General features: G+C 65.8%; 15 protein-coding genes. 4 read left to right on the forward strand and 11 right to left on the reverse strand.

Annotated elements, in window-relative coordinates:
- Positions 1 to 144 precede the first annotated feature (144 nt).
- The 4 genes from AX729_RS09235 to AX729_RS09250 all read right to left on the reverse strand — a co-directional run bounded on the left by AX729_RS09235 (position 145) and on the right by AX729_RS09250 (position 6,948).
- Positions 145 to 1,554: an MATE family efflux transporter gene (locus AX729_RS09235; protein ID WP_061022188.1), complete on the reverse strand. Its 1,410-nt coding sequence runs from the start codon at positions 1,552 to 1,554 to the stop codon at positions 145 to 147.
- A 64-nt stretch (positions 1,555 to 1,618) separates the two neighbouring features.
- Complete coding sequence (locus AX729_RS09240; protein WP_061022189.1) at positions 1,619 to 3,418, reverse strand: ABC transporter ATP-binding protein; 1,800 nt, start codon at positions 3,416 to 3,418, stop codon at positions 1,619 to 1,621.
- Positions 3,419 to 3,821: 403 nt separating this feature from the next.
- The gene (locus AX729_RS09245; protein WP_061022192.1) at positions 3,822 to 5,408 is read right to left on the reverse strand and encodes a DHA2 family efflux MFS transporter permease subunit; all 1,587 of its coding nucleotides are present in this window, start codon (positions 5,406 to 5,408) and stop codon (positions 3,822 to 3,824) included.
- A gap of 214 nt (positions 5,409 to 5,622) precedes the next feature.
- Entirely contained in the window at positions 5,623 to 6,948 is a 1,326-nt protein-coding gene (locus AX729_RS09250; RefSeq protein ID WP_061022194.1) for an HlyD family secretion protein, read from the reverse strand.
- Between the two features lie 194 nt (positions 6,949 to 7,142).
- On the opposite strand from AX729_RS09250, the gene AX729_RS09255 reads away from it, so the two are divergent.
- Together AX729_RS09255 and AX729_RS09260 are read left to right on the forward strand one after the other, a co-directional pair.
- Positions 7,143 to 7,778, forward strand: coding sequence for a TetR/AcrR family transcriptional regulator (locus tag AX729_RS09255; RefSeq protein WP_061022196.1), 636 nt, complete (start codon positions 7,143 to 7,145; stop codon positions 7,776 to 7,778).
- Between the two features lie 45 nt (positions 7,779 to 7,823).
- Positions 7,824 to 8,165 carry a DUF6665 family protein gene (locus AX729_RS09260; RefSeq protein ID WP_061022198.1) on the forward strand — a complete coding sequence of 114 codons (342 nt, stop codon included), beginning with the start codon at positions 7,824 to 7,826 and terminating at the stop codon, positions 8,163 to 8,165.
- Here the strand turns inward: AX729_RS09260 and AX729_RS09265 are convergent, their stop codons facing one another.
- From AX729_RS09265 to AX729_RS09290, 6 genes are all read right to left on the reverse strand, one after another.
- A complete protein-coding gene (locus AX729_RS09265; RefSeq protein WP_061022200.1) occupies positions 8,166 to 8,906 on the reverse strand; it encodes a Crp/Fnr family transcriptional regulator in 741 nt (246 codons plus the stop codon). It abuts the gene before it with no gap.
- Positions 8,907 to 8,978: 72 nt separating this feature from the next.
- A complete protein-coding gene (locus AX729_RS09270; RefSeq protein WP_061022203.1) occupies positions 8,979 to 10,334 on the reverse strand; it encodes an amidase family protein in 1,356 nt (451 codons plus the stop codon).
- A gap of 60 nt (positions 10,335 to 10,394) precedes the next feature.
- Positions 10,395 to 11,405: a taurine ABC transporter substrate-binding protein gene (locus AX729_RS09275; RefSeq protein WP_061022205.1), complete on the reverse strand. Its 1,011-nt coding sequence runs from the start codon at positions 11,403 to 11,405 to the stop codon at positions 10,395 to 10,397.
- A gap of 22 nt (positions 11,406 to 11,427) precedes the next feature.
- Positions 11,428 to 12,267, reverse strand: coding sequence for an ABC transporter permease (locus AX729_RS09280; protein WP_082770387.1), 840 nt, complete (start codon positions 12,265 to 12,267; stop codon positions 11,428 to 11,430).
- Complete coding sequence (locus tag AX729_RS09285; protein WP_061022207.1) at positions 12,264 to 13,562, reverse strand: M20 family metallopeptidase; 1,299 nt, start codon at positions 13,560 to 13,562, stop codon at positions 12,264 to 12,266. The genes AX729_RS09280 and AX729_RS09285 overlap by 4 nt, the downstream gene beginning before the upstream one ends.
- 244 nt (positions 13,563 to 13,806) lie before the next feature.
- Positions 13,807 to 15,021, reverse strand: a complete 1,215-nt coding sequence (locus tag AX729_RS09290) for an extensin-like domain-containing protein (RefSeq protein WP_061022208.1) — start codon at positions 15,019 to 15,021, stop codon at positions 13,807 to 13,809.
- A 533-nt stretch (positions 15,022 to 15,554) separates the two neighbouring features.
- Between AX729_RS09290 and AX729_RS09295 the strand changes: the two genes are divergently transcribed.
- Positions 15,555 to 16,325, forward strand: a complete 771-nt coding sequence (locus tag AX729_RS09295; RefSeq protein WP_061022210.1) for a DUF2147 domain-containing protein — start codon at positions 15,555 to 15,557, stop codon at positions 16,323 to 16,325.
- Between the two features lie 207 nt (positions 16,326 to 16,532).
- Positions 16,533 to 17,966 (forward strand): FecR domain-containing protein, encoded by a 1,434-nt coding sequence (locus tag AX729_RS09300; RefSeq protein ID WP_061022212.1) that lies wholly within the window; start codon positions 16,533 to 16,535, stop codon positions 17,964 to 17,966.
- Positions 17,967 to 18,021: 55 nt separating this feature from the next.
- Here AX729_RS09300 and AX729_RS09305 read toward each other — a convergent pair whose 3' ends face one another.
- Positions 18,022 to 18,594 (reverse strand): NUDIX hydrolase, encoded by a 573-nt coding sequence (locus AX729_RS09305; protein WP_061022214.1) that lies wholly within the window; start codon positions 18,592 to 18,594, stop codon positions 18,022 to 18,024.
- Between the last annotated feature and the right edge of the window lie 35 nt (positions 18,595 to 18,629).

An 18,629-nucleotide genomic window follows, 5' to 3' on the forward strand; every position in this document is an offset into this window, starting at 1 on the left:
AGCATAATAGAGTCAGGCTCAACCGGCGCAGGCGATTACCTCTCCCCGACGGGGAGAGGTAATCGGAGTTCTCCGCACGCATCGATTCAATCAAACACATTCCGCCTTAGCCCTTCCGTCCTCCCAGCAAGGAACAAGTTGTCGTCACACAGGCTCGCGGGCGAGAGGCGCGATGGGTTCGGGGCTCTCCTGCTCTGGGGCCTTCTCCTCCTTCGGCGCCAACGTCAGGCGCTTGTTGAACTCGCGGCGCAGCAGCCACAGGCTCAAGCCGGCCTGCAACGTGGTCGTCGCGACCGACAGGTACCAGACGTGCTCCATGCGAAAGCCCGGCCGCGTCGAGAGCCAGATCGCCGGCAGCGAATAGGTGAACACGCGCGTCGCCGAGGTCAGGAGCACCGGCTTGGTGTTGCCGAGGGCCTGGAACATGCTCGAGCAGGTGAAGATCAGCCCCTGCGCGACAATGTTGAGCGAAATGATCCGCAGGAACAGGTAAGCGATCTCCATGGTCTCGCGGTCGTTCGAGAATCCGCCGAGCAGCAACTCCGGCTTCAACTGCGCAAGGATCATGAAGCCGGCCATCACGAGCGTGACGATCAAAGCGGCCTTGACGAAAGTTTCCCGCACGCGGGCAGCGTTGGCTGCGCCGACGTTCTGGCCGGCGATCGGCCCGGCCGCCAGCCCGACCGCAAGCGCAGGCATGTTGATCAGGCCGAGCACGCGCTGCCCGATGCCGAATCCCGCCTGCGCCGCCGCGCCGAAATCGCGCAGCACGTAATAGACCACCGCCATGAAGATGAACATCATCGCGAACTCGCCGCCGGCCGGCAGGCCGACATTGAGGATGCGCTTCAAATGGCGCGGCTGCGGCCGCCACTGCGCGGCGTTGAAAGCGACATAGCGCTCGACCTTGCAGAAATAGACCAGCAGCATCAGCGCGCCGACGGCGACCGCGATCGAACTCGCAAGCCCTGCGCCGGCAACGCCCAGCGCATAGCCGGTGCCCCATCCAGAGATCAGCACCGGCGCCAGCGCGATATTGATGGCCACGGCAAGCGTCTGCACCAGCATGACGGGACGAACGATACCGGTGGCGCGCAGCGCCGATCCCATCACCTGGGTCGCGAACTGCAGCGCGAGCGCCGGCATGAACCACAACAGATAAGTGGTCCCCGCCTCGATCGTGGCTTGGTCCGCCGCGATCGCACGCATATAGGCGCGCGACAGCGCGGCACCTGCGACCAGGGTCAACAAGCCGAACAGCACCGACAGCACCATCGCCTGGTTGAAGATCAGGTTTGCATCCGCCCGGTCCTTGCGTCCTACGGCATGCGCGATCAGCGCCACCGCGCCGACGCCAAGCACCTGCATCAGCCCGTTGACGAGGAAGCCGGCATTGCCGGCCGCGGCAACGCCCGCGACCGCGGCGTCGCCCAGGCCCGACACGAAATAGAGGTCGACCAGCTGGCAGATCATGATCGTGACCATGCCGACCATGATCGGAGGGGCCATGGCCAGGATGTGTCTCACGATGGAGCCGTTCGTCAGGTCTTTCATGTCGTTCCATCCTTGACGCATTCCTCGGCGGCGTGACAGCGGAGCCCCCGCCGCCCCGCACCGTTCATTCCGCGGCCGCGATATACCCGAGCTCCACCACCTGGCGCTCGAACAGGCCGCGATAGACGCCGTCTTGCTTGGCTGCGAGCATCGCATGCGTGCCTTGCTCGACGATCTCCCCGCGGTCGAACACCAGGATGCGATCGAGGCTCCTCACCGTCGACAGGCGATGCGCGATCACGATCGAGGTACGGCCCTTCATCAGGCGCTCCATCGCCTGCTGGATCAGCGCCTCCGATTCCGAATCGAGGCTCGACGTCGCCTCGTCCAGGATCAGCACCGGCGCGTCCGCCAGGAAAGCGCGCGCCAGCGCCACGCGCTGCCGTTCGCCGCCCGACAGTTTCACGCCGCGCTCGCCGACCAGCGTGCCGTAGCCCTTCGGCAGGCGCAGGATGAAATCATGCGCGTTGGCAAGCCGCGCCGCCTGCTCGATCGCTTCGAGGCTGGCTCCGGGCCGGCCATAGGCGATGTTCTCCGCGAGCGTGCGGTGGAACAGGATCGGCTCCTGCTGCACGATCGCGATCTGGCTGCGCAGCGATTGCTGCGTGGCGTGCGCGATGTCCTGCCCGTCGATCAGCACGCGGCCGCCGGTGACGTCGTAGAGCCGCTGCACCAGCTTGACGAAGGTGGTCTTGCCGGAGCCGGAGCGGCCGACCAGGCCGACGCGTTCGCCGGCACGGATCGTCAGCGACAGCCCATCGTACAACGGCGCGCGGTGGCCGCCATACTGGAACGTGACGTCGTCGAACACGATCTGGCCGCCCTCGATCATGATCGGCCGCGCGTCGGGCGCATCCGCGATGCCGATCGGCTCGTCATGGATCGCCACCAGCTCGTCCATGTCGTTGACCGAGCGCTGCAGATTGTTGATGTGCATGCCGACGTCGCGCAGATAGGCGTGGATGACGTAGTAGCTCGTCAGCACATAGGTGACGTCGCCGGGCGAGGCATGACCCGACATCCACAGCAGCACCGATCCGCCAATCACGGACGCGCGCAGGCACAGCAGCAAGGACAACTGCGACATCGCCGTGTAATTGTAGCGATACCAGGTCCGGCGCACGCGCACGCGCCAGCGGTTGATGACGCGGGCGAGCCGCATGTCCTCGCGCGCCTCCGCGCCGAACGACTTCACCACGGCATTGCAGGTCAGCGCGTCCGCCAGCGTGCCTCCGACCTTGGTGTCCCAAGCATTGGAGACGCGCGCCGCCGGCGCGATGTAGCGCGTCGAGAACACCACCGTGATCGCGACGTAGACGATCGCCCCGACCGCGATCACGAGGCCGAGCGAGGTCCAGTGCGCGCCGATCAGGATCATCGAGCCGACCAGCACCAGCAGCGAGGGCGCCAGCGCCATCAGGATGGTGTCGTTCAGCAGGTCGAGCGCCCACATGCCGCGCGTGATCTTTCGCACCGTGGAGCCCGCAAAGGAGTTCGCGTGCCAATCGGTTGAGAAGCGCTGCACGCGCGTGAACGCGTCCTGCGCGACATCGGACATGATCTTCAGCGTGAACGGCACGATCGCCTGAAGGCCGACGAGGCGCAGCACCATCGAGGCCGCGCCCAGCGCCACGATGGCGCCGAATGCCACCAGCGCCGCATGACGCGCATCTGGATCGGTCGGGCCGCGCGTCAACGCATCGACCAGGTGGCCCGAAAACACCGGCATGAACAGGTCGGCGACGGTCGCACCCAGCAGGCCGCCGGCCACGACGAGGCCGCGCCCGGGCTGCTTCAGCCAGTGCCGGAATACGAAGGGCAGCACCACGCGAATGGCTGCGGGTTTCTTGGACAGAGCGGTCATGACATCATCCGGCCGCACGCGCGGGCCGGCTCCATCGATGGACGCAGGCCAGCCACGAAGGCCGGAACGGCGTCACTCAAAACTGACTTTGACTTGGGAAGCGGAGCGATCGGGACGCTGGGTCGAAACCTTGGCCCAATCGAAGCTGGCGGAAGAGGCCTCTAGCAGGCCGCGTACATGCCGAGCCGGGAGATCATCGAGCGCGGGCGTACGATCTGCGAATGCGACGAAATCATGCAAATCTCTCCCCGGTTCGAATGAATGAGGTGCGCTTTATAGATGTGTCTTTAGCGATCTGCAACGGGGCTCGCGCGAGATCACGAACGAGTGTTGCATTTTTGGTTCGACCCCGCTTCGTGCGGGGCATCCCGTCCTTGCGGGCGAGGACACCGAGCGCGCCGCGCTAATGCGCGTCGCCGCCGGCACCGAACGGCGAAGGCGGCTTTTTCAGCAGCGCGACCAGCAGGCTGAGGCCGAGATAGAACAGCGCCAGGACGAAGAAGGCATCGCCGAAGCTCATCACCACGGCCTGGCGATGCACCAGCTGGGAGAGCTGCTTCATCGCCATCAGCGTGGCATCGCCGAGGCCCTGAAACTTCTGCATGAACATGCTCAGGGTTTCGGTCGCGGTCGCGTTGCCCCAGGTCACCCGCTCCTGGAGGCGCGCGATGTGAAGATCCGTGCGACTGTTGAGCACCGTATTGATCACGGCGAGTCCGACTGCACCGCCGAGATTGCGCATCAGGTTGAACAGGCCCGAGGCATTCTTGACCAATTCCGGCGCCAGCGTGCCGAGCGCGATGTTGTTGGTCGGGACCATCGCGAACATCATGCCGACGCCGCGCAGGATCTGCGGCACCAGCAACTCGTAGAAATCATAGTCGCGCGTGATCCAGGTCATCTGGTAGGAGCCGAGCGCGAACACGATCAGCCCGAACGCGATCATGTAGCGCATGTCGACCTTCGCCATGAGCCGCCCGACCAGCGGCGCGACCAGGAACATGGTGATGCCGGAGACGAACATGGTCTCCCCGATCATCAACGCGCTGTAGCCGCGCACCTCGGCGAGATAGCGCGGATAGACGTAGGTCAGGCCGTAGAGGCCGATGCCGATGCAGAATTGCAGCGTGCACCCGACGGCGAAATTGCGGTCGGAGAAGGTGCGCAAATTGACGATCGGCTCGGCCACGGTGAAGACGCGCCAGAAGAAGGCGATCGCCGAGATCCCGCAGATCCAGGCGCAGATCGCGACGGACGTGTCCTGCATCCACTCGTATTGCGGACCCTCCTCCAGCACGTATTCGAGCGTGCCGAGAAAGCTGGCCATGAAGATCAGGCCCCACCAGTCGAAGCGGTCGAGCAGCTCGAGATGCGGCTCGTCGAAATCGACCAGCGCCAGCACGCCGAGGGTGATGCCGATGCCCGGCACGACGTTGATGAAGAACAGCCAGTGCCACGACATTGCGTCGGTGATGTAGCCTCCGACCGTCGGCCCGATGGTCGGCGCCAGCGTCGCGACCAGCCCGATGATGGGGCCGACGATGTGGAATTTGGAGCGGGGGAATACGGTATAGGCCGAGGCGAACACCGTCGGGATCATGCCCGCGCCGAGAAAGCCCTGCAGCGCGCGCCAGAGCACCATCTCCTCGATGGTGCTGGCGAAGCCGCAGAGCAGGCTCGCGGCCGTGAAGCCCGCCGCCGAGATCGCGAACAGCATCCGCGTGCCGAAGGCGCGCGACAGAAAACCCGACAGCGGGATCGCGATGACTTCGGCGATCAGATAGGCGGTCTGGACCCAGGAGACTTCGCTGGAGCTCGCCGACAAGCCGGCCTGGATCTCGCTGAGGGACGCCGAGACGATCTGGATATCCAGGATCGACATGAACATCCCGAACACCATGATGATGAACGCGAACAGCCGCTTCGGCGCGATGCGCTCCGAAGCCGGATCGACCATTGTGGCAGGTGAAGCGGTGGTGGCGTCGGCCATATGTCAGCTCTGACTGGAGCAGGCTGCGAGTTGGGTACACCTCTCCCGCTTGCGGGAGAGGTCGCCGCGCTCAAAGAGCGCGGCGGGTGAGGGCTCTATCCTCTTGGGGAATCTCCCTGGCGGAGACACCCTCTCCCCAACCCTCCCCCGCAGGCGTGGGAGGGAGCGCACCTGCGCTCGGGGTAAGAGTGCGTCGAGGCTCATGTCACCGCGCTTACTGCGGATGGACCGCGGGATCGTCGAGATCGACTTCACTGTCGGCGTCGGCCGCGCCCTTGTTGGTGTCGACGGTGGCATAGACCGACATGCCGGCGCGGAGCAGGTTCTGCTTCGCCACCGATTTCGGCACGCGAATGCGGACCGGCACGCGCTGCACGATCTTGGTGAAATTGCCGGTGGCGTTGTCCGGCGGCAGCAGCGTGAACACCGAGCCCGCGCCGGCCGCGATGCTGTCGACGACGCCGGAGAACTTGCGCATGCCGTAGGCGTCGACCTTGATCGTCACAGGCTGGCCGGGGCGAATCCGCTTGAGCTGGGTCTCCTTGAAGTTCGCGTCGATATAGACGTCGTCCAGCGGCACGATGTTGCCGAGGCGCTGGCCGACCGCGACGAAATCGCCGGTGTTGACCAGGCGATTGGAGAACGTGCCGTTGACGGGCGCGCGCACCGCGGTGAAGGCGAGGTCGCGCTCGGCCTTGGCGAGCGCGGTCTTGAGCTCGGCGAGCTGGGCCTGGGCTTCGGACTGCTGCGCCTTGGCGACATCGACATTGCTGACGGCAACGTTGTAGGCCGCCTGCGCGGCCTTGACCGCGGCGGCGCCCTGATCGCGTCCGGCTTCCGAGCTCTCGAAGGTGGCGCGGGAGGCAAAGCCCTTGCTGCTCAGCGCCTGCTGGCGCTCATAATCGAGATCGGCGCGCTTGAGGCCTGCCTCCGCGGAGACGAGTTGCGCCTTGGCCTGCGCGACCTGGCTGTCGAGCGCGGCGACCTGGCGGCCGATGCGATCGATCGTGGCCTGCTGGGTCGCGATCTTGGTCGCGGCGGCTTCAACGGCGATCTTGTAGTCGCCGTCGTCGATGCGGAAGACGATATCGCCGGCACGCACCGGCGTGTTGTCGCCGGCGAGGATCGAGGCAATGTGGCCGGCAACGCGCGCGCCAAGCATCGTGTTGTTGGCGCGGACATAGGCGTCGTCGGTGGAGATATAGAAGCGGCCGACCAGCGTGTAGTAGCCGGCATAGCTCGCGGCCGCGAGCGCCAGCACGAGACCCAGGCCCATCAGGACGAATTTGCGCTTGCCGGACTTGGGGGCAGCTGACTTGGGCGCGCCGGCGGCGGACGCGTCCGGCGCGGGGGCTGCCGGCTTGTCGTTCACCGGTTTCTGCGGCGCCTCCGGTGTCGGACGCCTCGTTTCCTCGGCCACATGAGGGCGCAACTGCTCGGCAACGGGTGCGGCTGTCTCGGACACCGCATCACCGCCCGCCTGGTCCTCAACCGCTTCCTGGCGGAGGACGCGAGCCGTCTGGTCTCTCGATATGGCCATGAAAGGCCTCCCCAAAATCGCGACCAAGGACGACCGCTGCGCAGCCGGCTTCCTCTCGCTAATTCCAGATATCATTGACCGAACCGTTCGGTCAATATAGACAAATATGCCCGAGAGGACTGTACTGCCGCGAATCCTTTATTCGGGTTTCATGGTCATCATCCGATCCTAAAACCTTTCGAGACCCTAAACCAATGGTTGTAGCTGCCGGCGAACATCTACACGTCGTCCAGGAGGAAGACAGCTCCAAGCGCCGCCAGATTCTGGAGGGTGCCCGCAAGGTGTTCATGGATCTGGGTTTCGATGGCGCCAGCATGGGCGAGATCGCGCGCGCCGCGCAGGTCTCCAAGGGCACGCTCTATGTCTACTTCGCGGACAAATTTGCGCTGTTCGAAGCCATCCTCGAACAGGAGGCGCGCCAGCACGGCCAGGTCGTGTTCAATTTCGATCCTGCGCGGGATGCCGAGACCACGCTGATGGAGTTCGGCCGGGCCTACATCCATCTGCTCTGCCGGCCCGGCGGCGGATCGGCGATCCGCACCGTGATGGCGATCGCCGAGCGCATGCCCGATGTCGGCCGCCGCTATTATGCGCGCGTGCTGGACAAGACCATCAACCGCCTGTCCGATTATCTGAAAGCCCATGTCGCCTCCGGCGATCTCGAGATCGGCGATTGCGATCTGGCGGCCTCGCAGTTCATGGAATTGTGCAAAGCCTCGCTCTTCATGCCCTTCGTGTTCCAGGCCGCGCCCGCGCCGTCGGAACAGCGCATCACCGAGGTGGTGGACAGCGCGACGCGGATGTTTCTGGCGGCGTATCGGGCGAAGTAGCAGCGCGTTGCGCACACGGGGCGAGCGGCATTATATATCGGGACCATGTCTCGTGATCTTCGCCCGCCGGTCGACATCCTCCACTACGAGATCGTCCAGGAACAGGCCTCGGCGCTTGGACGAATGGGCCGCGCACTCGAGCAGGCGCTGGCGCGTTTGCGTGAGTTCGACGCGGCCCATGCAGCGGCGGAGGTGCCGGCCTCAATGCAACCGGCGAGGCGCAAGCTGGTGATGGAAGCCGGCCATGCGCTCTGGATGTTCGTGGTCCAGCGCGAGGCCTCGGGTCTGCGCGACAGCCGCCATATCATGCGGACCTACAACGTCCCGGGCGAGGTGCAGCGCTGCATGGGGCTGCCTCCCGCGCCGTCGAAGCGAGACTCGTCTTGACTATGGCGGCGCGCGCTCGTCGCTCACCTGCTTCCTCAGCGCCGCGAGATCATTGACGACCATCTTGGTCGCACCGGTCGAGATGATGCCCTCGTCCTGGAGACGGTTGAGGATCAGGCTGATCGACTGGCGCGTCGCGCCGATCATGCGCGCGAGATTGGCCTGCGTGATGCGGCCGAGCGAGATCGGGCCGTTCTCGTCCTGCGCCGCGTTCTCGCATAGTTTCACCAGCAGCAGCACCAGCCGTTCCGCCGCCTTCTGCCCCGCCAGCGTCTGCGCCAGCATCGAATAGGTCTCGCCCTTGAAACCGAGACACTCGATCAGCGCGACTGCGAACGAGGGCGACTGCGCGATCAGCCGGCGGATCGCATCCTGGTCGAGATGCAGCGCCTCGACCCGGCCGAGCGCGCGCGCCGACCAGCTATGCCGGTGATCGCCGAGAATGTAGGGGGCGCCGACGAAGTCACCGGCCTCCCAGGTCGCCAGCATCAACTCGCGCCCTTGCGTGCCGGCATGGGTGCTTTCGACGATCCCGCTCAGAATGACGTGGATGCCGTTGGCGGGCTCGCCTTCCCGCAGCAGGTACTCGCGGTTCTGGTAGGTGGCCAACCTGCCGGTCCGCATCACCAGGTCCAGATCGGGCTTGTCCAACGCCTTCAGCACGTAACGTCCGGTCCCGGACCTTTGCACCTCCGCGCACGGCTCGGGATCGCCGACCTCATGCGCATGACCGCGCCCCACGATCCGTCTCCCTTGAAGTGACGGCCCGAAGGCTAGGAGGTCTCCGGTCGGAATGCAACGCGGCGCAACCGCTCAAGGCACGGCCGCCGCAGCCGTGAACGCACAGGCGAGGTCGGCGAGCAGGCGCTCCCGACCGGCCGGCGCCAGGAACGTGACGCCGTACGGCACGCCGGCGCTGGTGATCGCATTCGGGACTGCGATCGCGGCAAGCCCGAGCGGATTGGCGTAGTTGGTGTAGTAGCCATTGTTGAAGTTGGCCGTCAGCGGATCGCGCGCCACATCCTCAATGCTGAGGATGGTGCCGACGGTCGGCACGACCAGCGCATCGTGCGCGTCCCAGAAATCGCGAAGCCTGCGCTGGACGTCCTTGACCTCATAGAATGCGCGGTAGGCATCAGCGGCGGAGAACTTCCGACTGCCGAGGACGAGATCGCGGACGATCTTGACGCCGGCATCGGGATGGGCGTCGAGGAACGCACCGACCGAGACGTCACGCTCGGCAAGGAACGGACCGAAGAACATCAGATCGTTGATCGAGGTGAACGGCGCGAAATCGACCGGCGCGATCGGCAGATCGAGTTGTCGCAGCCTGTGCAGCGCATCTGCGAACAGCCTCTCCGTCTCCGGATTGCCGAAGAACTCGAGCTGGTCGACGCGTGGCGTTGCGATCTTCAGCGGCCGCGCGGGGGACGCCTGCTCTGTCCAGCCGGCGAAATTCTCCGGCGAGAAGCAGTCCTCGGGATCGCGCCGCGCCAGCACACGATAGACGTCGTAGCCGTCACCGGGATATCGCGTGTAGAGCGAAATGGTGTCGAAGCTCCGGCACGCGTAGACCATACCGCGCTGGCTGAAGGCACCCGGCGCCGGCTTGAAGCCGGTAACGCCGCAATAGGACGCGGGCACCCTGCCCGATCCGCCGGTGTCGGTGCCGAACGCGAAGGACGACGTGCCGGTTGCCACCGACACCGCCGCGCCCGAACTGGAGCCGCCGGGAATGTAGTCCGGATTGTGCGGATTGCGTGCGATACCGTAAGGCGAACGGACGCCGACGAGTCCCGTCGCGAACTGGTCCATGTTGGTCTTGCCAACATAGATCGCGCCGGCCGCGATGGCGTCAGCCACCGCCGGGCTCGTATCCTTCGCGACATAGGCAAATTCCGGGCAGGCCGACGTGGTTTGCTCGCCCGCGACATCGATGCAGTCCTTGACCGAAAAGACGAGCCCGTAGAGCGGCAGGCCGTCGATCTCGCCGATGCGCGCATCGAGCGCGCGCGCCGCGGCCATGACGTTCTCGGGCTCTGCCGTCGATATCCAGACGCCGCTCTGGTCGGCATCCGTCAGGCGCGACAGCACGTGTGCGGCGACGTCTGACGGCTTGAGCGCGCCGTTGCGATAGGCGGCGCGGAGATGGCGAGGCGAGATATCCATATGGGTCACGTGCTCATGGAAACCGGAGATGCCGGCGGGACGAGCCCGCCGGCAAGGGCCTCAGCGGCCGACCACCTTCTCGATATAGGACGGCTGGATGAAGGCCTCGAAGTCGGCGCGCGGCAACAGCTTCGGCAGGCGCTCCTGCTTCACCAGAAAGTCGGCGGTCGAAACCAGCGTGTCGACAAACTTGCCCTTCTTCGCGGTTGTGCCGAGATACTCCTCCGTGAGCTGCTGGTTGCAAGGAACCATGCCGGTGCCCTTCATCATCCGCGTCGCGTCGGGTAGCGGCAGCGACAGCTCCTCTGCAATGATCTCGGCCGTCTTCTCCGGGTTCTTCAGCCAGAAGTCGATCCCCTCGCATTCGGCCTTGATGAACTTCTCGACGTAGGACGGATACTTCTCTGCGAACGCGTTCATGACGACGCCGATGTCCCAGGTCGGATAGCCGCGCTTGGTCATCTCGCCCGACGTGATGAGGATCTTGCCGCCGTTCTTCACGGCCTTGTCCAAATTCGGCTCCCAGAACCATGCAGCGTCGATGTCCCCGCGAAGCCAGGCGGCCGCGATGTCCGACGGCGCGAGATCGATGATCTTCATCGAGGCGGGATCGACGCCTTCGTCCTTCAATGCCTGCAACAGCAGATAATGTGTCGTCGATCCGAACGGCGCGGCAACCGTCTTGCCCTTGAGGTCCTTGAGCGAGGAGATGTTCTTGTCGCTGCGAACCACCAACGACTCGACATAGTCGAGCAGATTGATCACCAATATGCCCTTGATCGGCAGCGCCCGGGTCGCACCGATCGCCGTCGGGGGATTGCCGAGGCCGCCGAAATCGACGTCTTTGCCGGCGATCGCGCGCAGCATGTCGCCGCCGCCGCCGACCTTGACGTATTTGATGTCGACACCCGGCATCTCCTTGGCGAGCAGGCCGAGATGCTTGGTGACGAGCTGCGCGTTCACCAGATTCAGGTAGCCGACGGTCACCTTGGCCGGCTTGTCCTCGGCGCGAGCGGTGGCCGTGAGTGCCAACGTAGCAAGTGCGAGCGTGGCAACAAGTTTCTTCATCATGTCGATCTCTCCTCGATCAGGACTAGGTTCGGGCCCACGGCATCAATAATTTGGCGATTCCGCGCATCGTCAGGTCGAGCACGACGCCGGTCAGGCCAAGCACGATCAGGCCCATGATCACCACGTCGGACAGCAGGAATTTTGCGGCATCCCAGATCATCCAGCCGATGCCGGCCGAGGCCGCCACGATCTCGGCGGCGACGAGGACGGTGTAGGTGAAGCCGAGCGAGATACGCATGCCCGCGAGGATCAGTGGTCCCGCTGCGGGCAGATAGACGTGAAAGAGCAGGTGGCGCCGCGTCGCGCCGAGGGATTGCGCGGCACGCACATAGACGGGATCGACGCTGGTGACGGCCTGGATCGTCGAGATCACGATGCCCGGCAAACCTGCAAGGAACAGCAGCGACAGCTTGGAGCTCTCGCCGATGCCGAGCCACATCACGAGGAGCGTGTAGAGCCCGAGTGGCGGCAACGGGCGATAAAACTCGATCAGCGGATTGAGCAGCGCACGTGCATTCCTGGATACGCCCATGAAAACGCCGAGCGGAATGCCGACGAGGCAGGCCAGTGCGAAGGCCAGCAGGATGCGGTAGAGGCTGGCGCCGAGATGCTGAAGCAGGGTGGCGCCCTGATAGCCCTTCGTCATGGTCTTGACGAATGCGGCCCACACCGCCTGCGGCTTCGGCAGAAACAGCTCGTTGGCCCAGCCGATCTGCGTGACGATGGCCCAGGCGACCAGCAACACGGCGACGGTGAGCGTCGAGAGCAGCAGCGATCGCGAGACCGTCGGCAGTTGCAGACTGCCTCGCCGCGTGCGATCGGCCTGGATCGGAATGGCCATCGGACCTGCCTCGACGCTCATGTGCGCACTCCCAGAATCTGCATGATGGTCAGCGCGTAGATCCGCGTCGCCGTCACCGATTTGGTGATCGAGATGTTCTCGTTGTCGACAGCCCAGCCGTCCTCGCCCGGACCGAAGGTCACCGCGTTGATGCCGGCTTCGCGGAAGCGGATGGTGTCGTTGAAGGCATTCTTGCGATTGACGCCGGGCTCGCGGCCCATCAGGCGCCGGTAGACCGCGCGAAGCGAGCGGCATGGCTCTTCCTCGACCGGCACGGGCTCGGTCGCGTTGACGAACAGGGAGCCTGGCACCTGGCGCACCCCGACCTTGACGTCGTTGACGCCGGCAAACGTCTGCTGCCCCAGGCGCTCGATGTCGGAGATCACGCTGGCGAGCGTCATGCCCGGCACGATGCCGACCACCGCGAGTGTGATGGTGCAGGCATCCGGTGAGAATTGCATCTCACCAGGCAGGCCGCCGCGGATCCGCACCACCGAGCAGCAGGGCGGCGTATGCCCCATGAATTGGCTCGGCACGTGCGTGAACGTCATCTGCTGGAGTTTCGGCAGCAGCTTTGCCGCTTCCATGATGGCGTTCACGCTGATGTCGGGCCGCCAGATATGCGACTTGATCCCCTGGACCGTGACCTCGATCAGGCAATGTCCGGAATTGGCCACCGAAAGGTTCATGCCCCAGTCTTGACTGACATCACCCCAGGCGGTCGGCTCGGCTGTGATCTCGTAGTCGGCCGTGAGGCCGACTTTGTCGAGCATGTAGATCGAGCCTTCGGTGCCGTTGCGCTCCTCGTCGACGGTGTAGCAGCAGATCAAGGTGCCATCGAACTTCACGCCCTCTTCGATCAGGGCCTGCACCGCGAGCAGCGATGCGGCGAGATTGCCCCGCGTGTCGGAGGTCCCGCGCGCGTAGAGCAGATCGCCATGGCGCGTCGCCTTGAACGGATCGAAATCCGTCATGTGCCATTTCTCGGGCTCGACCACCGGATAGGTGTCGAGATGATCGTTGAGGATCAGCGACGGCGCGCCCTCTCGTCCTTTCAGCACGCCGAGCACGTTGGGCCGGTGCGGCTGCGCACTGTGCTTGGTGACCTCCATGCCGAGGGCTTCAAGCTTGCCCGCGACCAGCATTGAGATGGCCTCCTCCTCGGCGGGCGGCAGGTCGGGATCGAGCGGATTGCCGGAACGCGGCTGGCCGGTGCGGATCAGTTCCGATGCAAGGTCGAGCCAGCGTTGCTCCGTGACGCGCGACAGCACGCGCTGCTCGAGATCGGAGTAAGGCGGGGTGACAGGCATCTGCATGGTAGGTTCCGCTGGCTCACGGCGCCGGCCGCGCCGCTTCGTTGCAGAACCTTCATTGCAGCGACTGTGCCAACGGCCGGGCAAGCCCGTCCGGTCGCGGATTGCGACTGCAGTTCAATGGCTTGGACGGAAACCGCGACCGCGCAAATTTTTGCGCGTCAACAGCGCTTTGCCAACGATAGAGCGCTGGCTGAACAGACCAGCCGCACCGGGAGGACGGCCGCCCCTGTTCCGGCGCACGCGCCTATTCGTCGATGTACTCGTCCTCTTCGCGCTTGCGCGTCATGCTCTTGCGCGCCCCCAGCGAACCGGTGACGGACGGCTCGCGCGCATTGGCGTAGGGCCTGCGCGACTGCGCCCGCGCGGCGACCTCGTCGCCGGAGACCGCGGCCGGCTGGCAGATCAGGCGACGGCTGGCGCGGCGCATCAGATCGACGTGGATATGGTCGTAATGGAAGACGTTGGACCCCGGCGCGAGCACCGTGGTGAAATGCGCGCACGCACCCGCCTGCACGTCGCGCAGGAAGCCCTGCTCCTCCGGCACTCCGCGCCAACCGTCCTTCACGGTGACGCGTCGCCCATCGGCGAGCACGAAGGCGGAGATGTCGAGCGCATTGCCGAAGGCGTGCTCGGAGATATGGGCGCGCGAGTTGCCGTTCATGCCGCGGCAGGAATAGGCGGAGATCTGCTTGATCTCGGCGACGCGGACGCCGAACCAGCGCATCGCCGAGGGCTGCACGGTGTCCGCGAGCCAGCGGTCGAGCTCGGACACGATCGGACAGGCAAGCGTCGCGGTCGGCTTGATGGCGACGGGACCGACGGCGGTGACGGGATTGCCCTGCGCCGGACCAAGACGCGGCAGCGGCTGCTGCGCGGGCGCCTGCGAGTAAGGGGCGGGACCGGCCTGCCGCGCCGGATAGCTCGGCGCATTCATGTAGCGCGAGGCACCCGCGGCATCGGTGCCCTCGGGCGGCAGATCGATCTCGTCTTCCTGCGGCGCTACACCGGGCGCATTCAGCGGCATCGGTCCGGTAGAGGTGCCATAGCCTGACGGTTGGCGCACCGCGCTCTCAGGGTAGTTCGACCGCGCCGGATAGGACGATGCCGGATAATTCTGGCCCTGCGGATAGTTCGACCGGGGCTGCGTCACCGGCCAACGCGGCTGGTTGCCGATGCTGCCGGGCGGCCGCAATTGCTCGTCCGCAAAGCCATAGGTGCCGGAGGCCTCGCCGATGGCGGCGACCTTGAGTGGAAATTCGGCGCCGCACTGGCCGGGTCCGGAAATCGGGTCGATGCGAACGATGTCCGCACTCTCCTTGACCGCACCGGATTTCAGGCATGCCGCTTCCGCCTCGGTCCGCCACGCTTCACGTTCGGCCTGAAAGAAGCCGCGACCGCAACCAGCTAGCGAAACAAGGACGATGGAGCCGACGAGATACAAACGAACTCCGCGCGTCATGCACGCACGTTCGGTGAATTTACTTAAAGACTCTTCAACGTGTCGATTTCAGCCTTCCTTAACCATGCTGGCCGCGCTCGCTGGCCGCTGCCAGCGATGAGCGACAGCAAGACTCACTTTTCCGCGAGGAGACTCTCTGTTAACCATAACGGTTGCGGCAAAGCGCGCGACAAGCGGGAGCGACTTCATGACGTTCGCCGGTAAACTGAGCGTTGTCACCGCCTACCTCGCCATGGCCTTCGTCGGCGCCATCGTGCTCGGCATGATCTAGCGGCTCATCCAACGCAAGCTGTTCTGCCTTCTCCCATTGCAGGAGACGTGGCCCGCGAAGCTCGGCGGACGAGGAATTATGCCCTCGCACGCTCGCCATCGGTGCGATCGAGCCAAGTCGCAATGTGCGCTGCCTCACCCGGGACCATGGCGGTCGTTGTGACGCCCATCACAGAACGCCTGATCGCCCTGGCGTAGGGTCGGACCACGCTTCATCCACCAGCGACCAGTCCATATCGGGACCACGCAATTCGGAGGTTGTCATGAACAGGCTCTCCATCGCCGCCACCGCGCTCTTCCTCGCGTCGACCGCTTTCGCGCATGCCGGCAATTCAATCTCGTTCCAGATCGAAGGCCAGCGCATCCGCATCGAGACACCACGCAACTGCGCCTCACTCAATTGCGTAACCATCGTCGCGCCGGGCCTGTCGGACAAGCCGATCAAGCTGAACGACATCAACCTCAAGGGCCTTGGCGGCTCCAAGGACGACGACGCCGACACCACCCCGGCTCCCGCGCCCACGACGGCGCAGCCCGTGCCGGCTCCAGCGCAGCAGCAGCCCGTGCCGCAGGCGCCGGTCCAGGCAGCCGCTCCCGCCGCCGCGACCGTCGCCGCCGCTCCGTCGGCCGGCGTCGACAACACCCAGCCTGCGCCCGTTGCTGCGCCTGCTCCGGTTGCCTCGCCTGCTCCCGTCGCTGCTGCTCCCGCGCCGTCCCCGGCTCCGGTTGCCGCAGCGCCCGTGGCGGCGCCGAACTCACCGATCGGCCTGTGGGCAACCGAAGGCAACAAGGGCAATGTCCGCGTCGAGCAGTGCGGTGCCAATCTGTGCGGTTACGCCGAGAAGACCAACGCGCGCATCCTGATCAACATGAAGCCCGACGGCTCGAAGTGGAGCGGGCGCATCCACGATCCCGACTCCGGGCGCAAGTACGACTCGACCATCGCGATGAAGGGCCCGAACGCGATGCGCGTGCAGGGTTGCGCCTTCGGCGGCATGTTCTGTGGCGGCCAGACCTGGAAGCGCGTGAGCTGACGCACGACGCGCATCACTCCGCGAGGAATGCACAAATCTTCGCCATGCCCGGGCTCGTCCCGGGCACGACGTTATGGAGATGCCTCAGCGTGGCGTCTGAACGTTCGCACCTCCCGCCCGCACATGTTCATGCGCCATTCAGCTGCGCCCGGCTGAAATCCGCAGCTCTCGCCTCGCGTTCTTCTCTGGGACCTCCTCGTGACTTCATTGGTGGCTTGGCGCCGCTTCGCGTTCGCGCTCGCCCTGCTGGCCTTGCCGCTGGCAGGCAGCAGCGTGGCTTGTGCATCCGAGGTCATCGAACTCGCCCAGGCACAGCCGCAGCCACAGCCGATACCCGCCCCCTCCCCGACGCCCTCGGCCTCACCGACACCGTCTGCAGAGGCACAGCCCGCCGCCGTCGAGCCGATCGGCAACGTCGCGACGGTGACGGGGATTGCGACCGTGATCCGCGACAAGAACTCGTATCCGCTGCGCGTGCGCGACGACATCTATCTCAACGACGTGGTCCAGACCTCGTCGAACTCCTCGCTCGGCATCACCTTCGACGACGCCACCACGTTCAATCTCTCGGCCAGCGCCAGGATCACGATCGACAGCTACGTCTACGAGGACGGCGGCAAGCAGAACGCCGCGATCTTCGACGTCGGCAAGGGAACGGTTGCCTTCGTGGCGGCGGCGGTGGCGAAGACCGGCGACATGAAGATCACGACGCCGACCGCGACGCTTGGCATCCGCGGCACAACGGGAGTCGTCGAGGTGCCGGAAGGCGCGGCGGCGAGCAGGGCCAGCAACGTCAACATCAAGCTCTATCCCGACGCCGACGGCCGGGTCGGCCACATCGACGTCGACGACCGCAGCAGCGGCGCGCGGCTCGGCGCGCTGACGCAGGCGTCCAGCGGCTTTGCGATCAGGCCGGGTGCGGGCGCAGCTGGCGTCATGCGCTTTGCAGCAGTGCCGATCGTCATTCCGCCGCAGCAGATCGCGCGCGACCGCGGCTTCGTCGGCCAGGTCCATCTGGCGCAGACCGCGGGCCGGCAGATCGTCATCGAGCAGCGCGACTTCCGCCGCGCCAATCCCGGCGCGCTCAGCCGTATTCCGCGGCCGGTCCAGCCGCAGCAGCAGCAATTGCGGCCGAATACGCCGCCGGGACAACAGCGACCGAACGGCCAGCCCGGTCAGAACATCCGTCCGGGTCAGCAGCAGCCGGGTACGCCGAACCGGCAGGGCGCGCGGCCGCCGCAGCGGCAGGGCCAAGGCGGCGCGGTGCAGCCGGACACGCCGCGCGCGGGTCGGGATCAGCAACGACAGCAGGGCCAGCGACAGGACCCGCGGCAAGGCGCGGAACGTCCGGCAGGCGCCGCGCGTGCCGGGCAAGGCCTGCGGCCGGGCGGCGTGCAGCAGACGCAGCCGCAACGCGGCCAGACTCCGCAGCAGCCTGGAGCAGTCACACCGCTTCAGCCGGGCACTGCGCCGCCAGCACCGCGTACGGGATTGCAGCCCGGCCAGCCAGCGCAGCCACCAGCGGCGCAACCGCCGGGCATCCAACGCCAGGGCGGATTCCAGCAGCGCATCCCCGCCGTGCAACGCCCTGCGGCCCCGCGCAGACCTGGACGCGCAGAAGGGAATAAAGAGCGGCGGTAACGCTCCTCCTTCTTCCGTTGCATGAGAAGGTGCGCCAGCGCGGCTTGGCACGCGCTCACGCAGCGCCGCGCAGCCAGGCCCTCACCTTCTGCAACAGGCCGCCCTGTCTCAGTTCGTCGACCGAGGCGGCTTCGGCCGGCATCAAGCCATTCAAGGCCGCATCGACTTGCTCGGCCGCCAGCGGCGGCGTCTGCTCGGGAGCAGGCGCGGGAGCCAGCCCTGCCGCCGCGAGCGCGATGGGACCAACCTGCGTGAGGAACGCGCGCTCATATTCGCGGGAGAGGCGCCCGATCGCATCGTCCAGCGTCAGCCAGTCGACCGCCTTGATGTCGTTCATCAGCTTGCGGACCGGCCCGCCGTCAGCCTCCATCCGCCAGAAATGCACGACCTTGGCGCGCGCCCCGGACTGATAGACGAGCGTGCCCAGGAATTCGTGCACGGCAACCGCGTGGCCGGTCTCCTCCAGCACCTCGCGATGCGCGGCTTCCTTCGGCGTCTCGCCGTCGTCGAGCTTGCCCTTGGGCAAGACCCATTCGTTGCGCTTGCGCTGGCGCACGACCGCGATCAGCGGCGCAGAGTCACGCCGCAGCACAATACCACCCGCGGCCATGACCGGCGCCCGCGCCATCGCTCACATCCAATATCGTCGTCCCCGACAGACGG

This window comes from Bradyrhizobium sp. CCH5-F6 (assembly GCF_001556045.1).
GTDB lineage: Bacteria > Pseudomonadota > Alphaproteobacteria > Rhizobiales > Xanthobacteraceae > Bradyrhizobium.